Annotated in this window: 18 protein-coding genes and 1 pseudogene; 8 read left to right on the top strand and 11 right to left on the bottom strand. The window is 66.4% G+C overall.

All coding sequences use genetic code 11. From position 1 onward, the window contains the following. The first annotated feature begins 44 nt into the window (after window positions 1-44). From ACWIGM_RS05640 to ACWIGM_RS05615, 6 genes are all read left to right on the top strand, one after another. Complete coding sequence (locus ACWIGM_RS05640; protein ID WP_454024921.1) at window positions 45-950, top strand: DMT family transporter; 906 nt, start codon at window positions 45-47, stop codon at window positions 948-950. A gap of 181 nt (window positions 951-1,131) precedes the next feature. After that, window positions 1,132-1,329: a periplasmic nitrate reductase, NapE protein gene (gene napE / locus ACWIGM_RS05635; RefSeq protein ID WP_454024920.1), complete on the top strand. Its 198-nt coding sequence runs from the start codon at window positions 1,132-1,134 to the stop codon at window positions 1,327-1,329. Window positions 1,330-1,338: 9 nt separating this feature from the next. After that, window positions 1,339-1,686, top strand: coding sequence for a chaperone NapD (locus ACWIGM_RS05630; protein WP_454024919.1), 348 nt, complete (start codon window positions 1,339-1,341; stop codon window positions 1,684-1,686). Further along, window positions 1,683-4,184: a periplasmic nitrate reductase subunit alpha gene (gene napA / locus ACWIGM_RS05625; protein ID WP_454024918.1), complete on the top strand. Its 2,502-nt coding sequence runs from the start codon at window positions 1,683-1,685 to the stop codon at window positions 4,182-4,184. Before ACWIGM_RS05630 ends, napA begins: the two co-directional genes overlap by 4 nt. Then, window positions 4,151-4,654 (top strand): nitrate reductase cytochrome c-type subunit, encoded by a 504-nt coding sequence (locus ACWIGM_RS05620; protein ID WP_454024917.1) that lies wholly within the window; start codon window positions 4,151-4,153, stop codon window positions 4,652-4,654. Before napA ends, ACWIGM_RS05620 begins: the two co-directional genes overlap by 34 nt. Before the next feature lie 12 nt (window positions 4,655-4,666). Beyond that, window positions 4,667-5,383 carry a cytochrome c3 family protein gene (locus ACWIGM_RS05615; RefSeq protein WP_454024916.1) on the top strand — a complete coding sequence of 239 codons (717 nt, stop codon included), beginning with the start codon at window positions 4,667-4,669 and terminating at the stop codon, window positions 5,381-5,383. A gap of 56 nt (window positions 5,384-5,439) precedes the next feature. Here the strand turns inward: ACWIGM_RS05615 and ACWIGM_RS05610 are convergent, their stop codons facing one another. The 10 genes and pseudogenes from ACWIGM_RS05610 to ACWIGM_RS05565 all read right to left on the bottom strand — a co-directional run bounded on the left by ACWIGM_RS05610 (window position 5,440) and on the right by ACWIGM_RS05565 (window position 13,715). Then, entirely contained in the window at window positions 5,440-5,721 is a 282-nt protein-coding gene (locus tag ACWIGM_RS05610) for a hypothetical protein (RefSeq protein WP_454024915.1), read from the bottom strand. 23 nt (window positions 5,722-5,744) lie between these two features. Continuing rightward, complete coding sequence (gene rpsU, locus ACWIGM_RS05605; RefSeq protein ID WP_454024914.1) at window positions 5,745-6,011, bottom strand: 30S ribosomal protein S21; 267 nt, start codon at window positions 6,009-6,011, stop codon at window positions 5,745-5,747. Window positions 6,012-6,150: 139 nt separating this feature from the next. Further along, on the bottom strand, window positions 6,151-6,360 hold the full coding sequence (locus ACWIGM_RS05600; RefSeq protein ID WP_091836184.1) for a cold-shock protein: 210 nt from the start codon (window positions 6,358-6,360) through the stop codon (window positions 6,151-6,153). 214 nt (window positions 6,361-6,574) lie between these two features. Further along, window positions 6,575-7,585, bottom strand: coding sequence for a class A beta-lactamase (gene bla, locus ACWIGM_RS05595; protein WP_454024913.1), 1,011 nt, complete (start codon window positions 7,583-7,585; stop codon window positions 6,575-6,577). Between the two features lie 84 nt (window positions 7,586-7,669). After that, a complete protein-coding gene (locus ACWIGM_RS05590) occupies window positions 7,670-8,041 on the bottom strand; it encodes a hypothetical protein (RefSeq protein ID WP_454024912.1) in 372 nt (123 codons plus the stop codon). Window positions 8,042-8,051: 10 nt separating this feature from the next. Beyond that, complete coding sequence (serA, locus tag ACWIGM_RS05585; RefSeq protein WP_454024911.1) at window positions 8,052-9,641, bottom strand: phosphoglycerate dehydrogenase; 1,590 nt, start codon at window positions 9,639-9,641, stop codon at window positions 8,052-8,054. Between the two features lie 222 nt (window positions 9,642-9,863). After that, window positions 9,864-11,039 (bottom strand): phosphoserine transaminase, encoded by a 1,176-nt coding sequence (locus tag ACWIGM_RS05580; RefSeq protein WP_454024910.1) that lies wholly within the window; start codon window positions 11,037-11,039, stop codon window positions 9,864-9,866. A gap of 186 nt (window positions 11,040-11,225) precedes the next feature. Further along, window positions 11,226-12,050, bottom strand: a complete 825-nt coding sequence (locus ACWIGM_RS05575; RefSeq protein ID WP_454024909.1) for a hypothetical protein — start codon at window positions 12,048-12,050, stop codon at window positions 11,226-11,228. A gap of 53 nt (window positions 12,051-12,103) precedes the next feature. Then, window positions 12,104-12,825, bottom strand: a pseudogene (locus ACWIGM_RS05570) (SOS response-associated peptidase). 5 nt (window positions 12,826-12,830) lie between these two features. Further along, complete coding sequence (locus ACWIGM_RS05565) at window positions 12,831-13,715, bottom strand: hypothetical protein (RefSeq protein ID WP_454024908.1); 885 nt, start codon at window positions 13,713-13,715, stop codon at window positions 12,831-12,833. An 849-nt stretch (window positions 13,716-14,564) separates the two neighbouring features. Here ACWIGM_RS05565 and ACWIGM_RS05560 point away from each other — a divergent pair. Both ACWIGM_RS05560 and ACWIGM_RS05555 read left to right on the top strand, forming a co-directional pair. After that, complete coding sequence (locus ACWIGM_RS05560; RefSeq protein ID WP_454024907.1) at window positions 14,565-14,915, top strand: hypothetical protein; 351 nt, start codon at window positions 14,565-14,567, stop codon at window positions 14,913-14,915. A 240-nt stretch (window positions 14,916-15,155) separates the two neighbouring features. Beyond that, complete coding sequence (locus tag ACWIGM_RS05555; protein WP_454024906.1) at window positions 15,156-15,419, top strand: hypothetical protein; 264 nt, start codon at window positions 15,156-15,158, stop codon at window positions 15,417-15,419. Window positions 15,420-15,545: 126 nt separating this feature from the next. Here ACWIGM_RS05555 and putA read toward each other — a convergent pair whose 3' ends face one another. Next, window positions 15,546-18,662: a bifunctional proline dehydrogenase/L-glutamate gamma-semialdehyde dehydrogenase PutA gene (gene putA, locus ACWIGM_RS05550; RefSeq protein WP_454024905.1), complete on the bottom strand. Its 3,117-nt coding sequence runs from the start codon at window positions 18,660-18,662 to the stop codon at window positions 15,546-15,548. Window positions 18,663-18,675 lie beyond the last annotated feature (13 nt).

Below are 18,675 nucleotides of genomic sequence, written 5' to 3'. Positions count from 1 at the left end.
TGCAAGGCTATGCAAGCGCTCCGCAGACATGAGGATCATGCATCTTGCAGCCGGCCGCCTCCCTTCCGCAGCGTGTCTGGGCAAACGCCTATCTGCTGCTGACGCTGACCACGCTGATGTGGGCCGGCAATGCCGTGGCCAGCCGGCTCGCCGTCGGCGAGATCGCGCCGATGACGCTGACGGCGCTGCGCTGGGTGCTGGTCTGCGCCGTCATGCCCTACATGTTCCGGCAGGGCCTGCGCGAGCACTGGCCGGCGCTGAGGGCGAACTGGCTCAAGGTGATCCTGCTCGGCGCCTTCGGCTTCACCGCCTTCAACACGCTGATGTACATCGCGGCCTATTCGACCACGGCGATCAATATCGGCATTCTGCAGGGATCGATCCCGGTCTTCGTGCTGGTCGGCGCCTTCCTCGCCTTCCGCACGCCGATCGGCGGCCTGCAGGCGCTCGGCGTCACAGTGACGATCGTCGGCGTCCTGGTCACGGCGAGCCGCGGCGACTGGCACATCCTCTCGCAGCTCAGCTTCGTGCCGGGCGATCTCTGGATGATGATCGCCTGCATTTTCTATGCGGGGTATACGGTTGGCATCCGCACGCGCCCGCCGATGCCGGGCCTGATTTTCTTCACGGCCATGGCGATCGTCGCCTGCCTGGTCTCGCTGCCGCTGCTCGGCGTCGAGATCGCGACCGGCAAGGCCTTCTGGCCGACGCTGAAGGGCTGGCTGATCCTGATCTATGTGGTGATCGGCCCCTCGATCCTGTCGCAGCTCTTCTTCATGCGGGCGATCGAGCTGATCGGCCCCGGCCGTGCCGGCGTCTTCGTCAACCTGGTGCCGGTGTTCGCGCCGCTGCTCGCCGTCGCGATCCTCGGCGAGCAGATCGCGCTCTATCATGGCTTCGCGCTGGCGCTGGTGCTCGGCGGCATCTGGATCGCCGAGCGCAAGCGTTGAAGCCGCGCCCGCGGTCTTTCTGGAATTGATCCATGTCAAAGCAGTCCGACGGCGTCCCGCTAACCTTGCGGGGTGCGTCGGGCTGGACAACTTGTGGGTGAGGACTAAGCTCCTTTGACAAGCTCCAATCTGGCGGACGGCGATATGTGATCGCCGACGCCGACGAGAATGGAGGGCGGCGATGGGGACTGACACCACCGGCACCGGCGGGGTGCAGCCGGGGCAGCCAACCAGAAGGGCCGAGATCCTGGCCTTTCTGACGCTTGCGGTCCTGATCTGGCCGATCGTCGCCGTCGGGATCGTCGGCGGCTACGGCTTCCTCGTCTGGATGTCGCAGCTGATCCTCGGACCGCCTGGACCTCCCGGATCGCCGCACTGAGGTCCCGCCATGCTGACAGGCAAGCGCGGGATCGACCGCCGCAAATTCCTCACCGGTGACATCCTGCCCGAGCGCGGCGCCGCGCCCGCTCGTCCGCAACGCTTCTTCCATATCTCCAGCGCCGTCGTCACGGCCCGCCCCGAGCACTGCGCCGAAATCGCGCGCCTGATCGCCGCCATGCCGGGCACCGAGGTGCGCGCGGTCGAGGGCAGCAAGATCGTGGTGGTGATGGAAGGCGAGAGCAGCGGCGAGATCGGCAGCCGCCTCACCACCATGGCGCTGATGGACGGCGTGTTCTCGGCCAACATGGTGTTCGAGCAGATCGAACCCTTCGACGACACAGGAGATGACAGATGAGCCTGTCCCGTCGCGAGTTGCTCAAGGCCCAGGCTGCGGGGATCGCCGCGCTGGCTGCCAATGTCAGCACGGAGGCTGCCGCACAGCCCGTCTCCGGTGGCGTCGACGCGCTGAAGATCTCCTGGTCGAAGGCGCCCTGCCGCTTCTGCGGCACCGGCTGCGGCGTCATGGTCGGCGTCAAGGAAGGCCGGGTCATCGCCACCCATGGCGACATGAAGGCCGAGGTCAATCGCGGCCTCAACTGCGTCAAGGGCTACTTCCTCTCCAAGATCATGTACGGCAACGACCGGCTGACCCAACCGCTGCTGCGCAAGAAGAACGGCGCCTACGCCAAGGACGGCGAGTTCACGCCGGTGTCATGGGCCGAGGCCTTCGACACCATGGCGGCGCAGGCCAAGCGCGTGCTGAAAGAGAAGGGGCCGACCGCGCTCGGCATGTTCGGCTCGGGCCAGTGGACGATCTTCGAGGGCTATGCCGCGACCAAGCTGATGCGGGCGGGCTTCCGCTCGAACAATCTCGACCCCAACGCCCGCCACTGCATGGCCTCGGCGGCCTATGCCTTCATGCGCACCTTCGGCATGGACGAGCCGATGGGTTGCTATGACGATTTCGAGCATGCCGATGCCTTCGTGCTCTGGGGCTCGAACATGGCGGAGATGCATCCGATCCTGTGGACCAGGGTGACCGACCGCCGGCTCGGCCATCCGCATGTCAAGGTCGCGGTGCTCTCGACCTTCACCCATCGCAGTTCCGACCTCGCCGACATCCCGATCGTGTTCAAGCCGGGCACGGACCTGGCGATCCTCAACTACATCGCCAACCACATCATCTCGACCGGGCGGGTGAACAAGGACTTCGTCGACAAGCACACCACCTTCGTGAAGGGGGCGACCGAGATCGGCTACGGCCTGCGGCCCGACGATCCGCGCGAGGTCAAGGCGAAGAAGGCAGCCGATCCCGCCGCGACGACGCCGATCGATTTCGAGGCCTTCGCCGCCTTCGTGAAGGACTACACGCTGGAGAAGGTCTCGGCCCTGACCGGTGTCGAGCCCGGCTTCCTGCAGCAGCTCGCCGAGCTCTATGCCGATCCCAAGCGCAAGGTCACGTCGTTCTGGACGATGGGCTTCAACCAGCATGTGCGCGGCGTCTGGGCCAACCAGATGGTCTACAACCTGCATTTGCTGACAGGAAAAATCTCGGAGCCCGGCAACAGCCCGTTCTCGTTGACCGGCCAGCCCTCGGCCTGCGGCACGGCCCGCGAGGTCGGCACCTTCGCCCATCGCCTGCCGGCCGACATGACGGTGGTGAATCCCGAGCACCGCAAGCATGCCGAGGAGATCTGGCGCGTCCCGCACGGCATCATCCCGGAGAAGCCGGGCTACCACGCCGTCGAGCAGGACCGGATGCTCAAGGACGGCAAGCTCAATTTCTACTGGATCCAGGTCAACAACAACCTGCAGGCCTCGCCGAACAACAGCAACGAGGCCTATCCGGGTTATCGCAACCCCGACAACTTCATCGTCGTCTCCGACGCCTATCCGACGGTGACCGCGATGGCCGCCGACCTGATCCTGCCGGCGGCGATGTGGGTCGAGAAGGAAGGCGCCTACGGCAATGCCGAGCGGCGCACCCATGTCTGGCACCAGCTCGTCAACGCGCCGGGGGAGGCGCGCTCCGATCTGTGGCAGCTGATGGAGTTCTCGAAGCGCTTCACCACCGACGAGGTCTGGCCGGCCGAGATCCTCAGCGCCAATCCGAACTACAAGGGCAAGACCCTGTTCGACGTGCTCTATCGCAACGGCAACGTCGACAAGTTCGACATCTCCGAGATCGATCCCGGCTATGAGAACCGCGAGGCGAAGGCCTTCGGCTTCTACGTGCAGAAGGGGCTGTTCGAGGAATATGCCGCCTTCGGCCGCGGCCATGGCCACGATCTCGGGCCCTATGATCTCTACCATCAGGTCCGCGGGCTGCGCTGGCCGGTGGTCGACGGCAAGGAGACGCTCTGGCGCTATCGCGAGGGGCTCGACCCCTATGTGAAACCCGGCAAGGGCGTCGAGTTTTACGGCAACAAGGACGGTAAGGCGCGGATCATCGCCGTGCCCTACGAGCCGCCGGCGGAGATGCCGGATGCCGAATACGATGTCTGGCTGGTGACCGGCCGCGTGCTCGAGCACTGGCATTCCGGCTCGATGACGATGCGCGTGCCGGAGCTCTACAAGGCCTTTCCGGGCGCGCGCTGCTTCATGCATCCGGAGGACGCCCGCAGCCGCGGGCTGAACCAGGGCGCCGAAGTCCGCATCATCTCCCGGCGCGGCGAGATGCGCACCCGCGTCGAGACGCGCGGGCGCAACCGCATGCCGCCGGGCGTGGTCTTCGTCCCGTGGTTCGATGCGAGCCAGCTGATCAACAAGACGACGCTGGACGCGACCGATCCGATCTCCAAACAGACGGATTTCAAGAAATGCGCGGTCAAGATCCTGCCGGTCACCGCCTGATGCGCGCGCCGACCCTCCTTGGGGCCGCGCTGGCGGCCTGCCTCGTCCTCGCCTTCGGCGCGGCCCTCTCGCAGGACGGCGCGCCGGTGAAGACCGTGCCGCGGCTCACCGGCACGCCGCAGCCCATGGCGCTCGAACGCGTGCCGGCGCTCGGCCGGCCGGTGGTCGATGACGTCAGGCGCATGCGCAACTACCCGGAGCAGCCGCCGGTGATCCCGCACGCGATCGACGGCTATCAGCTCACCCTCAACACCAATCGCTGCATGGACTGCCACAAGCGCGAATTCACCGAGGGCTCGGGCGCGCCGATGATCAGCGTCACCCATTTCCAGGACCGCGACGGGCAGGTGCTCTCCGACGTGACGCCGCGGCGCTATTTCTGCACCGCCTGCCATGTCCAGCAGACCGATGTGCCGCCGCTCGTGCCCAATCTCTTTCAGGACGCCCAAGATGTCGGCCGTAAACCGTAGCGGGGCGCGGTGATGGGCAAGCTCAAGGCGCTCTTCTGGCGGCTCTGGGACCTGGTGGTCGTGTTCTGGCGGATCATCAGCCGGCCGAGCGCCTATCTGCCGCTCGGCTTCCTGACGCTGGGCGGCTTCGTCTGCGGCGTGATCTTCTGGGGCGGCTTCAACACGGCGCTGGAGATCACCAACACCGAGAAGTTCTGCACCTCCTGTCACGAGATGCGCGACAACGTCTATCAGGAGCTGCAGTCGACGGTGCACTTCTCCAACCGCTCGGGCGTGCGCGCGACCTGCCCGGATTGCCATGTGCCGCACAACTGGACCGACAAGATCGCCCGCAAGATGCAGGCCTCGAAGGAGGTCTGGGGCAAGATTTTCGGCACGATCTCGACGCGCGAGAAGTTCCTCGACATGCGGCTCGAGCTCGCCAAGCACGAATGGTCCCGGCTGAAAGCGAACGACTCGCTGGAATGCCGCAACTGCCATTCATCCGTGGCGATGGACTTCACCAAGCAGACGCGCCGCGCCGCGGATATCCATAGCCGCTATCTGGTCACGAAGGAGAAGACCTGCATCGACTGCCACAAGGGCATCGCCCATCTGCTGCCGAACATGACCGGCATCGAGCCCGGCTGGAAGGAAGCGCCGGAGCTGCAGGGCAAGGGCGCGTCCTGGCATGGGCCGGAGCGGGCCTTGAGCGCCTATCTCGCCGGGCTCGAAAGCCAGCCGAAATAGCCCTGGGATATCGGCGGTAGCGGGTAGGGCGGCGCTGCCGTTGCGCCGCCGCTGGATCAGCGCGCGGGGCTGACCTTCCTGACCGTGCGTCGAGCGGCGGCAGGCTTCTTCGCAGCCGTCTGTTTCGTCGCAGATTGCACGGCCGCCGCCTGTGCATCGGCAGCCTCCTTGGCGAGCCGCAGCGCGCGCAGCCTGACCGTCTTTTCGGCGACGGCCTGCTGTTCCGCACGAACAGCCTCCATGGCGCTCTCGGCTTCATGGCGCCGCTGCTCGAGCTTGGCGAAGTTCCGTTCCGCCCGAAGCTTGGCGTCCTCGGCGGAGAGTCCCTTGGTTGCCATGGCTGCGGCTCCTCCAGTTGGGATCAGGAAGCGACTGCTGCCGGACGCGGCGGCCGAACCGGACGCGGCTTCGGCTTGGGCGCCGGGAGCAGGCCTTCGCGCTGCGCCTGCTTGCGGGCAAGCTTGCGGGCCCGGCGGATGGCATCGGCCTTCTCGCGCACGCGCCTCTCGGACGGCTTCTCATACGCCGAACGCCGCTTCATCTCGCGAAACACGCCTTCGCGCTGCATCTTCTTTTTCAGGACGCGCAACGCCTGCTCGACATTGTTATCGCGGACGAGAACCTGCATTCGGACTTCCTTCCTCTGGAAACAAAAAAGGGCCGGGCTGATCCCGACCCTTCCTCAGCTATCCTGCCTGGAGTGGGTCTGGCGCCGGTACATCCGCGGTCGCCCATCCCTGATCTCTCACGCTGGACAGCGTCTCAGCTCACTCGGCGCGCAGATTATCGGCCGACATCTTGCCAGAACGCTTGTCCTGGACGAGCTCGTACGAGATCTTCTGGCCGTCGCGCAGATCGCGCAGGCCGGCGCGCTCGACGGCGCTGATGTGGACGAAAACGTCCTGGCCGCCATCATCCGGCTGGATGAAGCCGAAACCCTTGGTGCCGTTGAACCATTTCACGGTGCCGTTGGCCATGGCCATGCTCCCTTGTCGCAAGTGATCGTTCACGCATGGCGACCGCACATGCGTGTTTCGATGAGGAGAATGTCGTCAGCAAAGCGCACAAAGGCGCAGGCCAATTCGTTCGGCCTAGATCGAGTGCTACAAATGGGGGCTTGTCCCCGATTTGTCAACGCAACTTTACCGTGCGGTGGTCGCAGCTTCGTTGTGAGCTACCGCCGCCGGAGGTCTAGCGCAGGCTTTCGACCGCCAGTTTTGCCACCGCTCGGTGAGCCGCCTCGCGCTCCTTTTCGCCGGCCTGCGCGCCGGCGAGATAGACCGCGATGGCGAAGCGGCGCCCGTCCGGCAGGGTGACGATGCCGATATCGTTGGTGGCATGGTTGAGCCCGTCGGCGCTCGGTCCGAGGCCGGTCTTGTGGGCGAAGCGGGCGCCGGCCGGCAGGCCGGCCTTGATCCGGTTCGGGCCGGTCCTGGCCTCGAGCATGATCTTGTCGAGCAGCGCGGCGTTCGCGGGATCGCGCAGCCAGGTGCCCTTGGCGAGGCCTTCGAGGAAGGCGATCGAGGCGTCGGGGGAGGCGGCGTCGCGCTTGTCGGTCAGCGTTGCCTGCAGGCGTTTCTTGCGCTCGGCGGCCGGGATCGAGCTGATCGCGGCGTAGAATTTGGCGGTGTCGATCTGCTGGTCCCAGCCATAGCCGGGCAGGCCGAGGATCTCCGGCTGGAAGACGCGCTCATAGCGGTCGACCGAGATGCCGGTGACGCCGCCATCCTTGAGCACGGCGGTCAGTGCCTGCGGTCCGCCGATCAGGCGCAGCAGCAGGTCGGCGGCGGTGTTGTCGCTCTCGGCGGTCGAACGGGTCAGGAGCTCGCGCAGCGGATACTCGTTGCGCTCGCCCTTGAACGCCTTGGCGAGCGGGCTGTGATAGAGCGAGAGATCGTTGCGGGTGACGGTGATCTTCTGGTCGAGCTTGAACTTGCCGGCCTCGACCGCCTGCAGCACGCCGATCGCGAGCGGCAGCTTGAACACGCTCTGCAGTGGGAACGGCTCGGCCCCGCGATAGGACCAGCTCTTGCGGTCCTTGAGGTCGATCAGGCCGACGCCGATACGGCCTTTCGTGCTCTGCTCGATCGTCTTGATGCCGGCATCGAGCCTGGCCTTGTCCCAGTCGGCGAAGGCGGGGGAGGCAGCAAGGAAGGCGAGGGCAGTGGTGCAGGCATAGGCGAAGGCGCGGCGGGTCGGCATGGACAATCCCCTGTGGTGGCGCCACAGGGGAGGGAGATTGCGGCGGGTGTTTGACGCTTGGACTGCCGAACGAAGGCGGTCTCGCTATCTGGACCCGCAAGCCATCGCTTGCTCGCGGTCCTGGATGATGGCGCGGGTCAGATTCGCGATCAGCGCGGCGCAGATGAGGGCGCAGGCCAGCGCCAGCGCAAGGCGCCACCGCTTGCGCCAGGCCATGCTGTTGATGACGAGGCCGCTCCCGAAGATCAGCAGGGCCGGGACGGCAAACATGTAGATGGTGGCGGGACCATCGCAGTCCAGCGCGCCGATGCCGAGCGCATCCCGGTATTCGTTGGCCGGAAGCGATGCGGCAATCAATGCCAGGGGCAGGCCGAGCGCCAGCACCGCGTAACCGAAGAGCGCCAGTCCACGCTTAGCCTGGATGGCGCCCTTCTTCGAATGTTCGTCAGCTTCCAAGAAGCGACCGTCAGAACCTCAGCCGCCGCGCCCGCTTCACCATCGGGATCTCGTGGATCTTGGCCAGCAGTTCATCCGAGACCGGCTCGTCGACGGCGACATAGCAGATCGCGTCGCCGCCCGGCTTGTCGCGGCCGAGATTGAAGGTCGCGACATTGACGCCGGCCCCGCCGAGCAGCGAGCCGAAGGCGCCGATGAAACCCGGCTTGTCGGCATTGCGGACATAGAGCATGTGCGGCGCGAATTCGGCGTCGACCTGGATGTCGCGGATCTCGATGATGCGCGGCTTGCCGTCATGGAAGACCGTGCCCGAGGCATGGCGCGGCATGTCCTCGGCCTCGACGACGATGCGGATGACGCTCTCGAGATTGCCGGCGACCTCGCGGGTCAGCTCCTCGACGACGATACCCTTTTCCTTCGCCACCATGGCCGAGTTGACCATGTTGATCTCGGGCAGGAAGGGGCGGAGCACGCCGGTGATCGCCGCCGCCGAGATCGCCTTGAGGTTCAGGCCCGCGACCGCGCCCTCGTACTCGATGCGGATGCCCTTGACCGGCGCTTCGGTGAGCTGGCCGAGGAAGGAGCCGAGCTTTTCGGCGAGGTCGACGAAGGGCTTGATCCGGGGGGCCTCTTCCGCCGAGATCGACGGGAAGTTCACCGCATTGGTGATCGCGCCCTTGAGCAGGTAGTCGCTCATCTGCTCGGCGACCTGCAGTGCGACGTTCTCCTGTGCCTCATTGGTCGAGGCGCCGAGATGCGGCGTGCAGACGACGTTGTCGAGGCCGAACAGCGGGTTCTGCTCAGCGGGCTCGACCGAGAACACGTCGAAGGCGGCGCCGGCGACATGGCCGGACTTGATCAGTTCGGCCAGCGCGGCTTCGTCGACCAGCCCGCCGCGGGCGCAGTTGACGATCCGCACGCCCTTCTTGGTCTTGGCGAGGTTCTCGGCCGAGAGGATGTTCTTGGTCATCGCCGTCATCGGCACGTGCAAGGTGATGAAGTCGGCGCGCTTCAGCAGCTCGTCGAGCTCGACCTTCTCGACACCCAGCTGCACCGCCCGCTCCGGCGAGAGATACGGGTCGAAGGCGATGACGCGCATCCTGAGGCCGATGGCGCGCTCGGCGACGATCGAGCCGATATTGCCGCAGCCGATCAGGCCGAGCGTCTTGGCGGTGATCTCGACGCCCATGAAGCGGTTCTTCTCCCACTTCCCGGCCTGGGTCGAGGCGTCGGCCGAGGGGATCTGCCGGGCGAGCGCGAACATCATCGCGATGGCGTGCTCGGCGGTGGTGATCGAGTTGCCGAAGGGCGTGTTCATCACGATGACGCCGCGGCTGGTCGCGGCCGGGATCTCGACATTGTCGACGCCGATGCCGGCGCGGCCGATCACCTTCAGCTTGGTCGCGGCCTCCAGCAGCTTGGCGGTGGCCTTGGTCGCCGAGCGGATGGCGAGGCCGTCATAGTCGCCGATCACAGCGGCGAGCTTGTCCTTGTCCTTGCCGAGGTTCGGATCGAAGGTCACGTCGATGCCGCGATCCTTGAAGATCTGGACGGCGGCGGGAGAGAGGGCGTCGGAAATCAGGACTTTGGGTGCGGGCATGGGGATGGCTCCGGCTGCGCCGCGCTGCACGAGGAGCGTTTCGGCGCGTGAATGAGGAAAGGCGCGATCCTTCTCCCCTCGGGGGAGAAGGTGGCTCGGCGAAGCCGAGACGGATGAGGGCCGGTAGGCGAGGGCGCTGGCGTGTGAGGGAGAGCTAACGACAGATGTCGCGCTGCCCTCACCCCAACCCTCTCCCCCGAGGGGAGAGGGGGCGCGTCGCGGTTACGCCGCCTTCTTCAGCCCCGCCTTCGCTTCCGCGAAGGCGTACGCGATCCACGGCAGCAGCGCCTTGAGGTCGCGCGACTGCACGGTCGCGCCGCACCAGATGCGCAGGCCGGGAGGGGCGTCGCGGTAATGGCCGAGATCGTAGCCGGCGCCGGCCTTCTCGATGATCGAGACGACCTGCTTGGCGAAGGCCGCCTGCGCCTCGGCCGGCAGCGCCGTCACCGCCGGGTCGGTGAACTTCAGGCAGACCGAGGTGTTCGAGCGCGTCTTCGGCTTGACCGCGAGGAAGTCGATCCAGTCGTTCTCGCGCACGAACTTGGCGATGACGCGGGCATTGCCGTCGGCGCGCTTCACCAGGCCGTCGAGCCCGCCGACCTTCTTGGCCCAGGCCAGCGCATCGAGATAATCCTCGACCGCGAGCATGGACGGCGTGTTGATCGTCTCGCCGGCGAAGATGCCCTCGGAGAGCTTGCCGCCCGAGGTCATGCGGAAGATTTTTGGCAGCGGCCAGGCCGGCTTGTAGGTCGTGAGCCGCTCGACCGCGCGGGGCGAGAGCACGATCATGCCATGCGCGGCCTCGCCGCCGAGCACCTTCTGCCAGGAGAAGGTGACGACATCGAGCTTCGGCCAGTCGAGGCGTTGGGCGAAGGCGGCCGAGGTCGCGTCGCAGATCGTCAGCCCCTCGCGGTCATCGGCGATCCAGCTGGCGTCGACGACGCGCACGCCCGAGGTCGTGCCGTTCCAGGTGAAGACGACGTCGCGGTTTTTCGTGTCGACCTTCTTCAGGTTCGGCAGTTCGCCATAGGGGGCGGTGAAGGTGCGCACATCCGCCAGCTTGAGCTGCTTGGCGACATCGGTGACCCAGCCCTCGCCAAAGCTTTCCCAGGCGACCATGTCGACGCCGCGGGCGCCAAGCATCGACCACATCGCCATCTCGACGGCGCCGGTGTCGGAGGCCGGCACGATGCCGATGCGGTAATCGGCCGGGATATCAAGCACCTCGCGCGTCAGGTCGATCGCGAGCTTGAGCTTGTCCTTGCCGATCTTGGCGCGGTGCGAGCGGCCGAGCGCTGCGTCACCAAGGGCCTTGAGGGTCCAGCCGGGGCGCTTGGCGCAGGGGCCGGACGAGAAATGCGGCACGCGCGGGCGCGCTGCCGGAATCGTATTCGCCATCGATGTCTCCATCCTTACAGATGGGCGCGCCGCGTTGGGGCGGCGTGTCCCGTCGATGGGCGTAGGATGGGAGGGGGAGGGGAGTCAAGCGGGAGGGGATATGTCACGCGAACGATCAAATGGCATCGAGCGAACGATCAAATGGCAACAGATCGTTTTCTCGGAACGCTCGAGGAAGCGGCTGGTCTACGGTGCAAAGTGGTTCGCGGTAGGGGAGTATCCGCCGACGCTACCGATATCGCTCAGGTCAAATCCCATCAGACGAAATTCGACAACCCGCTCTGTGGAGCCCAAGAAAGACTTCAGTTCGTCGGGCGTTTGGCGCCAGAATGACGACCAGCTGGGGTGCAGCTCAACTCCGTCGACCGCCGCGAGCGCGGCCTGCTGAAAGCCTCCGACGCTTGGCACGGACGGATCGTCAATCACAGCCTGCAGAATCTTCGAAGGGACCACTACCTCGTTGGGTTTCGCGCGAGCAACGATGTCGCGAACCTGGTCCGTACCGTCTCCGAGAAGCATGAGGCCGTGGACTGAGAAATCAATCTCCTCTGGAACACATTTTGCGTTGCCATCGCCCCCGATCTTAAAATCTAGGACGTAGGCTCTCGAGGCGGAGCTTGGAGTATCGCGCCCGAAAACGACGGCTTCAAAACACCAGCTGTCGCGTGCCTGCCATTTGCGAAAGTTGTTTATGGCGAGTACCCCGCAGCGCGCGTAAAGATTGGCGACATCCTCAACAGTAGGCCCGTCATCGAATTCATACACCGCCAAATTCTGAAGGCAGGTTGAAGCCAATGCGTTTGTAATCTGGCCGCTGGGTGTATGCCCCGCGAAGGCAAAGCCCATGCTAGGAAGACGACGCTTGCTGCCGTCCCTCGATCGGTTCAGCACAATCGCCGTGGCAAAAATCTTGGGTCCAGCGGTCGATACGGTCTCGGCCTCGCTACCAAATCGGCTATCTGCGATGACGCCGATCCCCTTGTTCGTTTTCCAAATCACCACAAGAGTCATAGAAGCCCCGGTTCGCTGCAGGAGAGAAGGCGTGATCGCCGGCGTGCGTTCGACTAAAATAGCGATCCCTGCGCCGGCGGGTTCGGCCGCGGCGGTGACTCCGCCGGTTCAACCGGCTCGGCTGTAGCGGGATCGTCGTCGCCGACGCCGGTCTTGTTCATCCGCTTGTTGACGATCCACTCCTGTAGCTCCGGCGGCGCCCTCATCAGGATCTCCTTGCCAGCCGAGCCGTCGAGCCAGGCATCGAAGTCGTCGGGGTGAAGCATCGCCGGCATGCGGTCATGAATCTTCGACATGAAGCGGTCGGCCTCGCGGGTGATGATGCTGGCGCTGATCACTTCCTCCCCACTGTCGTCGCGCCAACGCTCCCAGATGCCGGCGAAGGCGAGGATCGTGCCGTCCTTGGCGCTGATATAGTGGGGTGTTTTATCGCCGTCCGGCCCTGTCCATTCATAGAACCGCTTGCCGGGATGATACAGCGGTTCTTGACGTAGGCGCGCTTGAACAGGCCGTTAGTATCGACGCCCTCTATGCGCGAATTGATGTGCGGCTTGATCTGCTTCGCCGTGCCCTTGTGCCAGGGCGGGATCAACCCCCAGCGCACCTTCCAGATCTCGCGGCCAGCCGGCGTCTTGACGATGACGTCGATCAGCGTCGTCGGGCCGATATTGTAGCGCGCCTGCTGGTTCCGAGCTGGCTCGGCCGGAACGGTGAGCGGCTGGCTGAAGGCGTAGATCTCGCCCCAAGTGTAGGCTTGGCTGAAGCGGCCGCACATTCTACCTACCTTCGCAGAATGCTTCGAGACTTGGGCGGAAGCACCTCGGCCAGCAGCTCCGCCGCGATGGAACTGCGGAGCTTCATCTGCTCTCGCACCGAACTGTCGAGTGCCACGCCGGTTTTGTACAGATCGTCAAAGAAGTTGGCCGGGACCTTATTGATCTCGATCTCCAGGGTTTGGCGAGCGGCCTGCCGTTCTCGTTGTCTTTCTGCCTCGATCTGTCGCAGCTCTTCTGCCGGGTCAACGTCGCCGTCCAATCCCGGGCGACGGCGAGGCGGTCCCCCTATCGGGCGACGGCTGAACGCGTCCCAAGCCACCGAGATGTCGTGCAGCGTGTTCTGGGCGGCCCGGAGAAGTTCTGCGGTGTCGCTCCATTCCTGTGCGATTGCAGCGCCTACGGGTTGAAACCTGCGAAGCTCTGCCATCTGACTTAGACACATACCGACACGTGCCGACCACCCCCCAGGCCCGTCCAGGTCAAGGGCGGCAGCAGCATCAGGATCGATCGTCGGCAATCGCGATAGCGCATTGGGCGGCAGCTGCTGAAAAAAAGCGAGATCTTGGCCAGCGTTGCTATACTTCTCCAGGTGAGCGTAGGCCTCCTGGTGCTGAGCGGCCTCAGCCACATTGGCCTGACGCTTCAAAATCTGCGTCTGCAGCATCAGGACCCGGGTGCCAACTGCGGCCAGCACCAGCGCCAACCATCCTGCGAGCAACTGCTGATATCGGTTTAGCCAAAATTCCGTGCACCTGCCGAGCGGCAGCTCAAGGAACTCTTTCTCCTTACCGCCGCATCCGCCGAAGCTTGCCATTGAAACCGCAAGCGCCAGGCAAGCGACGATCCCAATCGTTAGGCCTCCGATTGCCCAGGCAACGTTCTTGATCACGGCACCCTCCAATTATGAGCTCTCTTACCTGCCTGGCGTTGTCCGTTCCGCCCGCCTGGTAGTTGAGTTCGACCGTCTCGATCGAGGCCCAGGCGAAGAGCTCGCGCACTTCGGGCACGTCGTTGAGCGAGAGGATGAAGCGGCCTTCAACCTGCTGTAAAGCGGCGCTGAGCTCGGCGAACTGCTCGCGGCTTAGTAATCCACTGCCATAATAGTGCTCGGTGCCCCAGCGGAATGCTGTTGCTGCAGTAGTCAGGCGCCCCCAGCAAACGGGGATAAACCGCGACCTTATCCCCGCCCTCCGAACCTCCCGTATACTCCGCCGCATCCCATCCCCGAGGGGCGGCCGACCGGAGGCATGTCGTTTGGCGGGGTGGGTGCGGCGCCTGCGGGCGAGGGTTGCGCCTCGCTCCCGGGAGGCTTCGGGGACCGACCTGGGGACACTACGATCCCTGCGCGAGGAGCTCGCTAGACCGCGCCGGCTGACGCCGGTGCGACAGAAGCGCGGCCCGGAGTTTTCAAATCGCCGCCTGGCGGAGCGCCACGGGGCGTGCGGATGGTGGCTCAATCCATCCGCGCCGCTGCCGTAGCTCACGGAAGCGGATCACCAACCAGCGCCTCGCGGCGCTCCGCTGCCCCTCATCAGCATAACGCCCGCAGGGTGAGCCTGCGGGCGGGGACAAGCTTGGGTTTCTTCCTTCTCCCCTCGGGGGAGAAGGTGGCAGCGCGAAGCGCTGACGGATGAGGGAAGTTCAGCCCGACGCTCAGCGCTCACCCGGTCGTCCCGCCCTCATCCCCTGCCGGACCTTCTCCCCCGAGGGGAGAAGGAGGCTAATTGGAGGACACCCCATGCCCCGTAATCCCGACCATCGCGGCGCGACGAAAGAGGAGTTCGAGCGCTTCCAGCGCCAGCGGCCGATCGTGATGCGCAATGTGGCGACGCGGCTGGAATGCTGGCGCTATCTCTGCACCCTGCCGGACTGCCGCCGGGCGAAGGCCTGCGTCGGGCCGAATGGCGAGCATTGCGCCACCACCTTCCTGCGGACCTGCTTCAGCGACGCGGAGCGCGCCACCTTGAAGGAAGCGCTCGGCCTGCGCCTCGCCGGCTTCTCCGCCGATGCGGCCTGGGAGGAGGCGGAGCGGCGGGTCGCGCAGCATGAGGTGAGGATCGAGGCGATTTCGCTGCGGAGCGAGAGATAGGCGGGCACCGGGAGAGCACCTCTCTCGTCATGGTCGCCCTTGTGGCGACCATCCACGTCTTTGCCCGGCTTCGACAGGGTATCGGGAGGCCATTCTTGACCGGAGCGTCCGCGATCGGCGGCGCAAGACGTGGATGGTCGGGACGAGCCCGACCATGACGGAGGAGGGAGAGGCCCGCGCTCTTTGCCGGCAGGCTGCTATAAGCTCGGCTCAGACCCGATTCAGCGAAAGCCCAGCGCCATGGCCAGAAAAACCCCCGAACAGCTCACCAAGGAATTCGAGGGCCGCAAGGCCAAGGGGCTGGCCAAGGGCGGCGCGGCCTATTGGCCGAACGTGCTGTCGAACGCGGTGCTGAAGCTCGCAGCCGGCGGCGGCGAGTTCAGCGTCGCGGCGCTGGCCGAGCGGGTCGCGGCCGAGGGGCAGGTGACGGATCCGGCGGTGAAGGCCGGGGCCGAGGAAGCGCTCGCCCGGCTGAAGCAGGCGGCGGCAAGGGCGGCGGAGTAGGGGCGCGGGGAACCCTTCTCCCCTCGGGGGAGAAGGTGGCAGCGCGAAGCGCTGACGGATGAGGGCCGCGCCGCGTCTCGGGCCCTCATCCCCTGCCGGACCTTCTCCCCCGAGAGGAGAAGGAGGCTACTCTCCCATCGCGATCAGCGAGGCGTTCCCGCCCGCCGCCGCGGTGTTGATCGTCACCGTCTGCTCGGTGGCGAAGCGCGGCAGGTAGTTCGGGCCGCCGGCCTTGGGGCCGGTGCCCGACAAACCGTGGCCGCCGAAGGGCTGCACGCCGACGACCGCGCCGATCATGTTGCGGTTGACATAGATGTTGCCGGTCGAGAGCCGGTCGACGACCAGCTCGACCGTGGCCTCGATGCGCGAATGCAGGCCGAAGGTCAGGCCGTAGCCGGTCGCCTCGATCTCGGCGAGGACCTTGTCGAGCTGGCCTGCTTTCCAGCGCACGACATGCAGCACCGGGCCGAAATGCTCGGCAGCAAGATCCGCGACCTTGTCGAGCCTGATGATGTGCGGGGCGACGAAGGTGCCGGGCAGAGAAGGCGTCTTGCCGGCATAGGCCACGCGGCCGGCGGAGCGCATCGCGGCGATATGGGCGTCGAGGCGCTCCTTGGCGGCCTGGTCGATCACCGGGCCGACATGGGTCTCGATCTGGCGCGGGTCGCCCAAAGTGAGCTCGCTGGCGGCGCCCTCGATCATCTCGACCATCTTGTCGGCGACATCCTCCTGCACGACGAGCAGGCGCAGCGCCGAGCACCGCTGGCCGGCCGAGCGGAAGGCGGAGAGCACGACATCGTCGGCGACCTGCTCGGCCAAAGCGGTGGCGTCGACGATCATGGCGTTGAGGCCGCCGGTCTCGGCGATCAGCGGGACGATCGGGCCGTCCTTGTTGGCCAGCGTCCGGTTGATGGCGCGGGCGGTCGCGGTCGAGCCGGTGAAGGCGACGCCGGCGACGTCCCTGTGCGCGACCAGCGCCGCGCCGAGCTTGCCGTCGCCGGGGGCGAAGTGCAGCGCGGTCCTGGGGATGCCGGCCTCGTGGAGGAGGCGCACGGCGAGCGCGGCGATCAGCGGGGTCTGCGGCGCCGGCTTGGCGACGACGCTGTTGCCGGCGACCAGCGCGGCGGCGACCTGGCCCACGAAGATCGCGAGCGGGAAGTTCCAGGGCGCGATGCAGACGAAGGGGCCGCGGCCGCGCAGGATCAGGCGGTTGTCCTCGCCGGTCGGGCCGGGAAGCGCGGTCGGCACCGCGAACTTCGCTTCGGCCTCTGCAGCGTAATAGCGCAGGAAGTCGACGGCCTCGCGCAGCTCAGCGATGGCGTCGTCCAGCGTCTTGCCGGCCTCGGACTGGAGCAACGCCAGGATCGGGCCGCGGCGCGCTTCCATCAGGTCGGCGGCCTGGCGCAGCGAGGCGGCGCGGTTGCGGGCGGGCGTCGCGTTCCAGGCGTGGAAGCCGGCCCTGGCGGCGGTCATCGCCTTCTCGGCGCTGGCGGCGTCGCCCTCGGTGACGCGCCCGACCGGCTTGCCGTCGATCGGCGAGAGCACGTCGCGGGTGCTGCCGGTGCCGGGCTTGCCGTCGATCAGCGGCACGGCGTCCGGCACGGGCTTGGCCGCGGCGGCGTGGATCTCTGCGAGCAGGGTTGAAAGGCTTTCCGCATCGCCAAGCTCGACGCCGGCGGAGTTGCGGCGGGACGGGCCGAAGAGCTCGGCCGGCAGCGGGATGCGGCGATGCCGCGCCGCGCTCGGCGAGCCGATGATGTCGGCCGGCGGCACCAATAGCTGCGCGACCGGGACGTCGGGATCGCCGGAGACCGAGACGAAGGAGGAGTTGGCGCCGTTCTCGAGCAGGCGGCGGACGAGATAGGCGAGCAGGTCCTGATGGCCGCCGACGGGCGCATAGGTGCGACAGGCGAAACCGGAATCCGATTGCAGCAGGCGCTCATACAGCGCCTCGCCCATGCCGTGCAGGCGCTGGAACTCGAAATTCTCGGCGTCGCCGGCGAGTTCGGCGACGGTCGCGACGGTCAGCGCGTTATGGGTGGCGAATTGCGGAATGATGCGCGGGCGCAGCGCCAGGAGCTGCTTGGCGCAGGCCTCGTAGTTCAGGTCGGTCATCGCCTTGCGGGTGAAGACCGGATAGTCGGGCAGGCCGCGCTCCTGGGCGCGCTTCAGTTCGGTGTCCCAGTAGGCGCCCTTGACCAGGCGGACCATCAGGCGGCGGTCATAGGTTTCGGCGAGGGCGGCGATGTGGTCGATCACCGCCGCGGCGCGCTTCTGATAGGCCTGGATGGCGAGGCCGAAACCGTCCCAGCCGGCGAGCGAGGTGTCGGCCATCACCGCGGCGATGACGTCGAGCGAGAGCTCGAGCCGGTCGGCCTCCTCGGCGTCGACGGTGAAGTTGAGGTCGTATGTCTTGGCCTGGCGGGCGAGCTCGATCACCTTGGGGGTGAGCTCGGCCAGGACGCGCTCGCGATTGGTCGCCTCGTAGCGCGGATGCAGCGCCGAGAGCTTGACCGAGATGCCCGGGCGGTTCGGCAGCTTGTCGTTGCCGGCCGAGCGGCCGATGGCGTCGATCGCGTCGGCATAGGAGGCGTAATAGCGGTCGGCGTCGGCTTGCGTGCGGGCGCCTTCGCCGAGCATGTCGAAGGAGTAGCGGTAGAGCTTGCCCGACCCGGAACGGGCGCGCTTCAGCGCCTCCTCGATGGTCTGGCCGAGGACGAAATGGTTGCCCATGACGCGCATCGCCTGGCGCGTCGCGGTGCGCACGGCAGGCAGGCCGAGGCGCTTGGAGAGGTTGCCGATGATGCTGGTCGGGGTCTCGCCGGGCTGGATGATGCGGGCGGTGATGCCGAGCGCCCAGGACGAGGCCGAGATCAGGAAGGCGTCCGACTTGGATTCGTGATGGGCAAAGTCGCCCTGGCCGAGCTTGTCCTCGATCAGCCGGTCGGCGGTGGCGGCGTCGGGCACGCGCAGCAGCGCCTCGGCCAGCACCATCAGCGCGAGGCCCTCCTTGGTCGAGAGCGAGTACTCGCGCAGCAACTCCTCGATGCCGCCCAGACCGACCTTGCGAGTGCGGATCGCGTCGACCAGCGAGGTGGCGCGAGCGTCGATCCTGGCCTTGGCCAACGGATCGCGGCGCCCGCCGGAGAGCAGGCGGCCGGCGATCGCGGCATCGTCCTCGACATAGGGCGCGTGGAAGACGGGCGCGGTGTCGACGGCAGGTCGCGGGGCGGGGGCGGCCATGGAAAGGGCTCCG

The organism is Allobosea sp. NPDC055332 (assembly GCF_053645455.1).
This window is presented reverse-complemented; position numbering and strand designations above follow the sequence as displayed.

Coding starts and splice junctions, on each gene's coding strand:
- ACWIGM_RS05600 (WP_091836184.1), bottom strand. CDS start 6,360: ATGGCCAACGGCACCGTGAAATGGTTCAACGGCACCAAGGGTTTCGGC.
- rpsU (WP_454024914.1), bottom strand. CDS start 6,011: ATGCAGGTTCTCGTCCGCGATAACAATGTCGAGCAGGCGTTGCGCGTC.
- ACWIGM_RS05630 (WP_454024919.1), top strand. CDS start 1,339: ATGCTGACAGGCAAGCGCGGGATCGACCGCCGCAAATTCCTCACCGGT.
- napA (WP_454024918.1), top strand. CDS start 1,683: ATGAGCCTGTCCCGTCGCGAGTTGCTCAAGGCCCAGGCTGCGGGGATC.
- putA (WP_454024905.1), bottom strand. CDS start 18,662: ATGGCCGCCCCCGCCCCGCGACCTGCCGTCGACACCGCGCCCGTCTTC.
- ACWIGM_RS05580 (WP_454024910.1), bottom strand. CDS start 11,039: ATGGCGAATACGATTCCGGCAGCGCGCCCGCGCGTGCCGCATTTCTCG.
- ACWIGM_RS05555 (WP_454024906.1), top strand. CDS start 15,156: ATGGCCAGAAAAACCCCCGAACAGCTCACCAAGGAATTCGAGGGCCGC.
- napE (WP_454024920.1), top strand. CDS start 1,132: ATGGGGACTGACACCACCGGCACCGGCGGGGTGCAGCCGGGGCAGCCA.
- ACWIGM_RS05615 (WP_454024916.1), top strand. CDS start 4,667: ATGGGCAAGCTCAAGGCGCTCTTCTGGCGGCTCTGGGACCTGGTGGTC.
- serA (WP_454024911.1), bottom strand. CDS start 9,641: ATGCCCGCACCCAAAGTCCTGATTTCCGACGCCCTCTCTCCCGCCGCC.
- ACWIGM_RS05560 (WP_454024907.1), top strand. CDS start 14,565: ATGCCCCGTAATCCCGACCATCGCGGCGCGACGAAAGAGGAGTTCGAG.
- bla (WP_454024913.1), bottom strand. CDS start 7,585: ATGCCGACCCGCCGCGCCTTCGCCTATGCCTGCACCACTGCCCTCGCC.
- ACWIGM_RS05575 (WP_454024909.1), bottom strand. CDS start 12,050: ATGACTCTTGTGGTGATTTGGAAAACGAACAAGGGGATCGGCGTCATC.
- ACWIGM_RS05610 (WP_454024915.1), bottom strand. CDS start 5,721: ATGGCAACCAAGGGACTCTCCGCCGAGGACGCCAAGCTTCGGGCGGAA.
- ACWIGM_RS05620 (WP_454024917.1), top strand. CDS start 4,151: ATGCGCGGTCAAGATCCTGCCGGTCACCGCCTGATGCGCGCGCCGACC.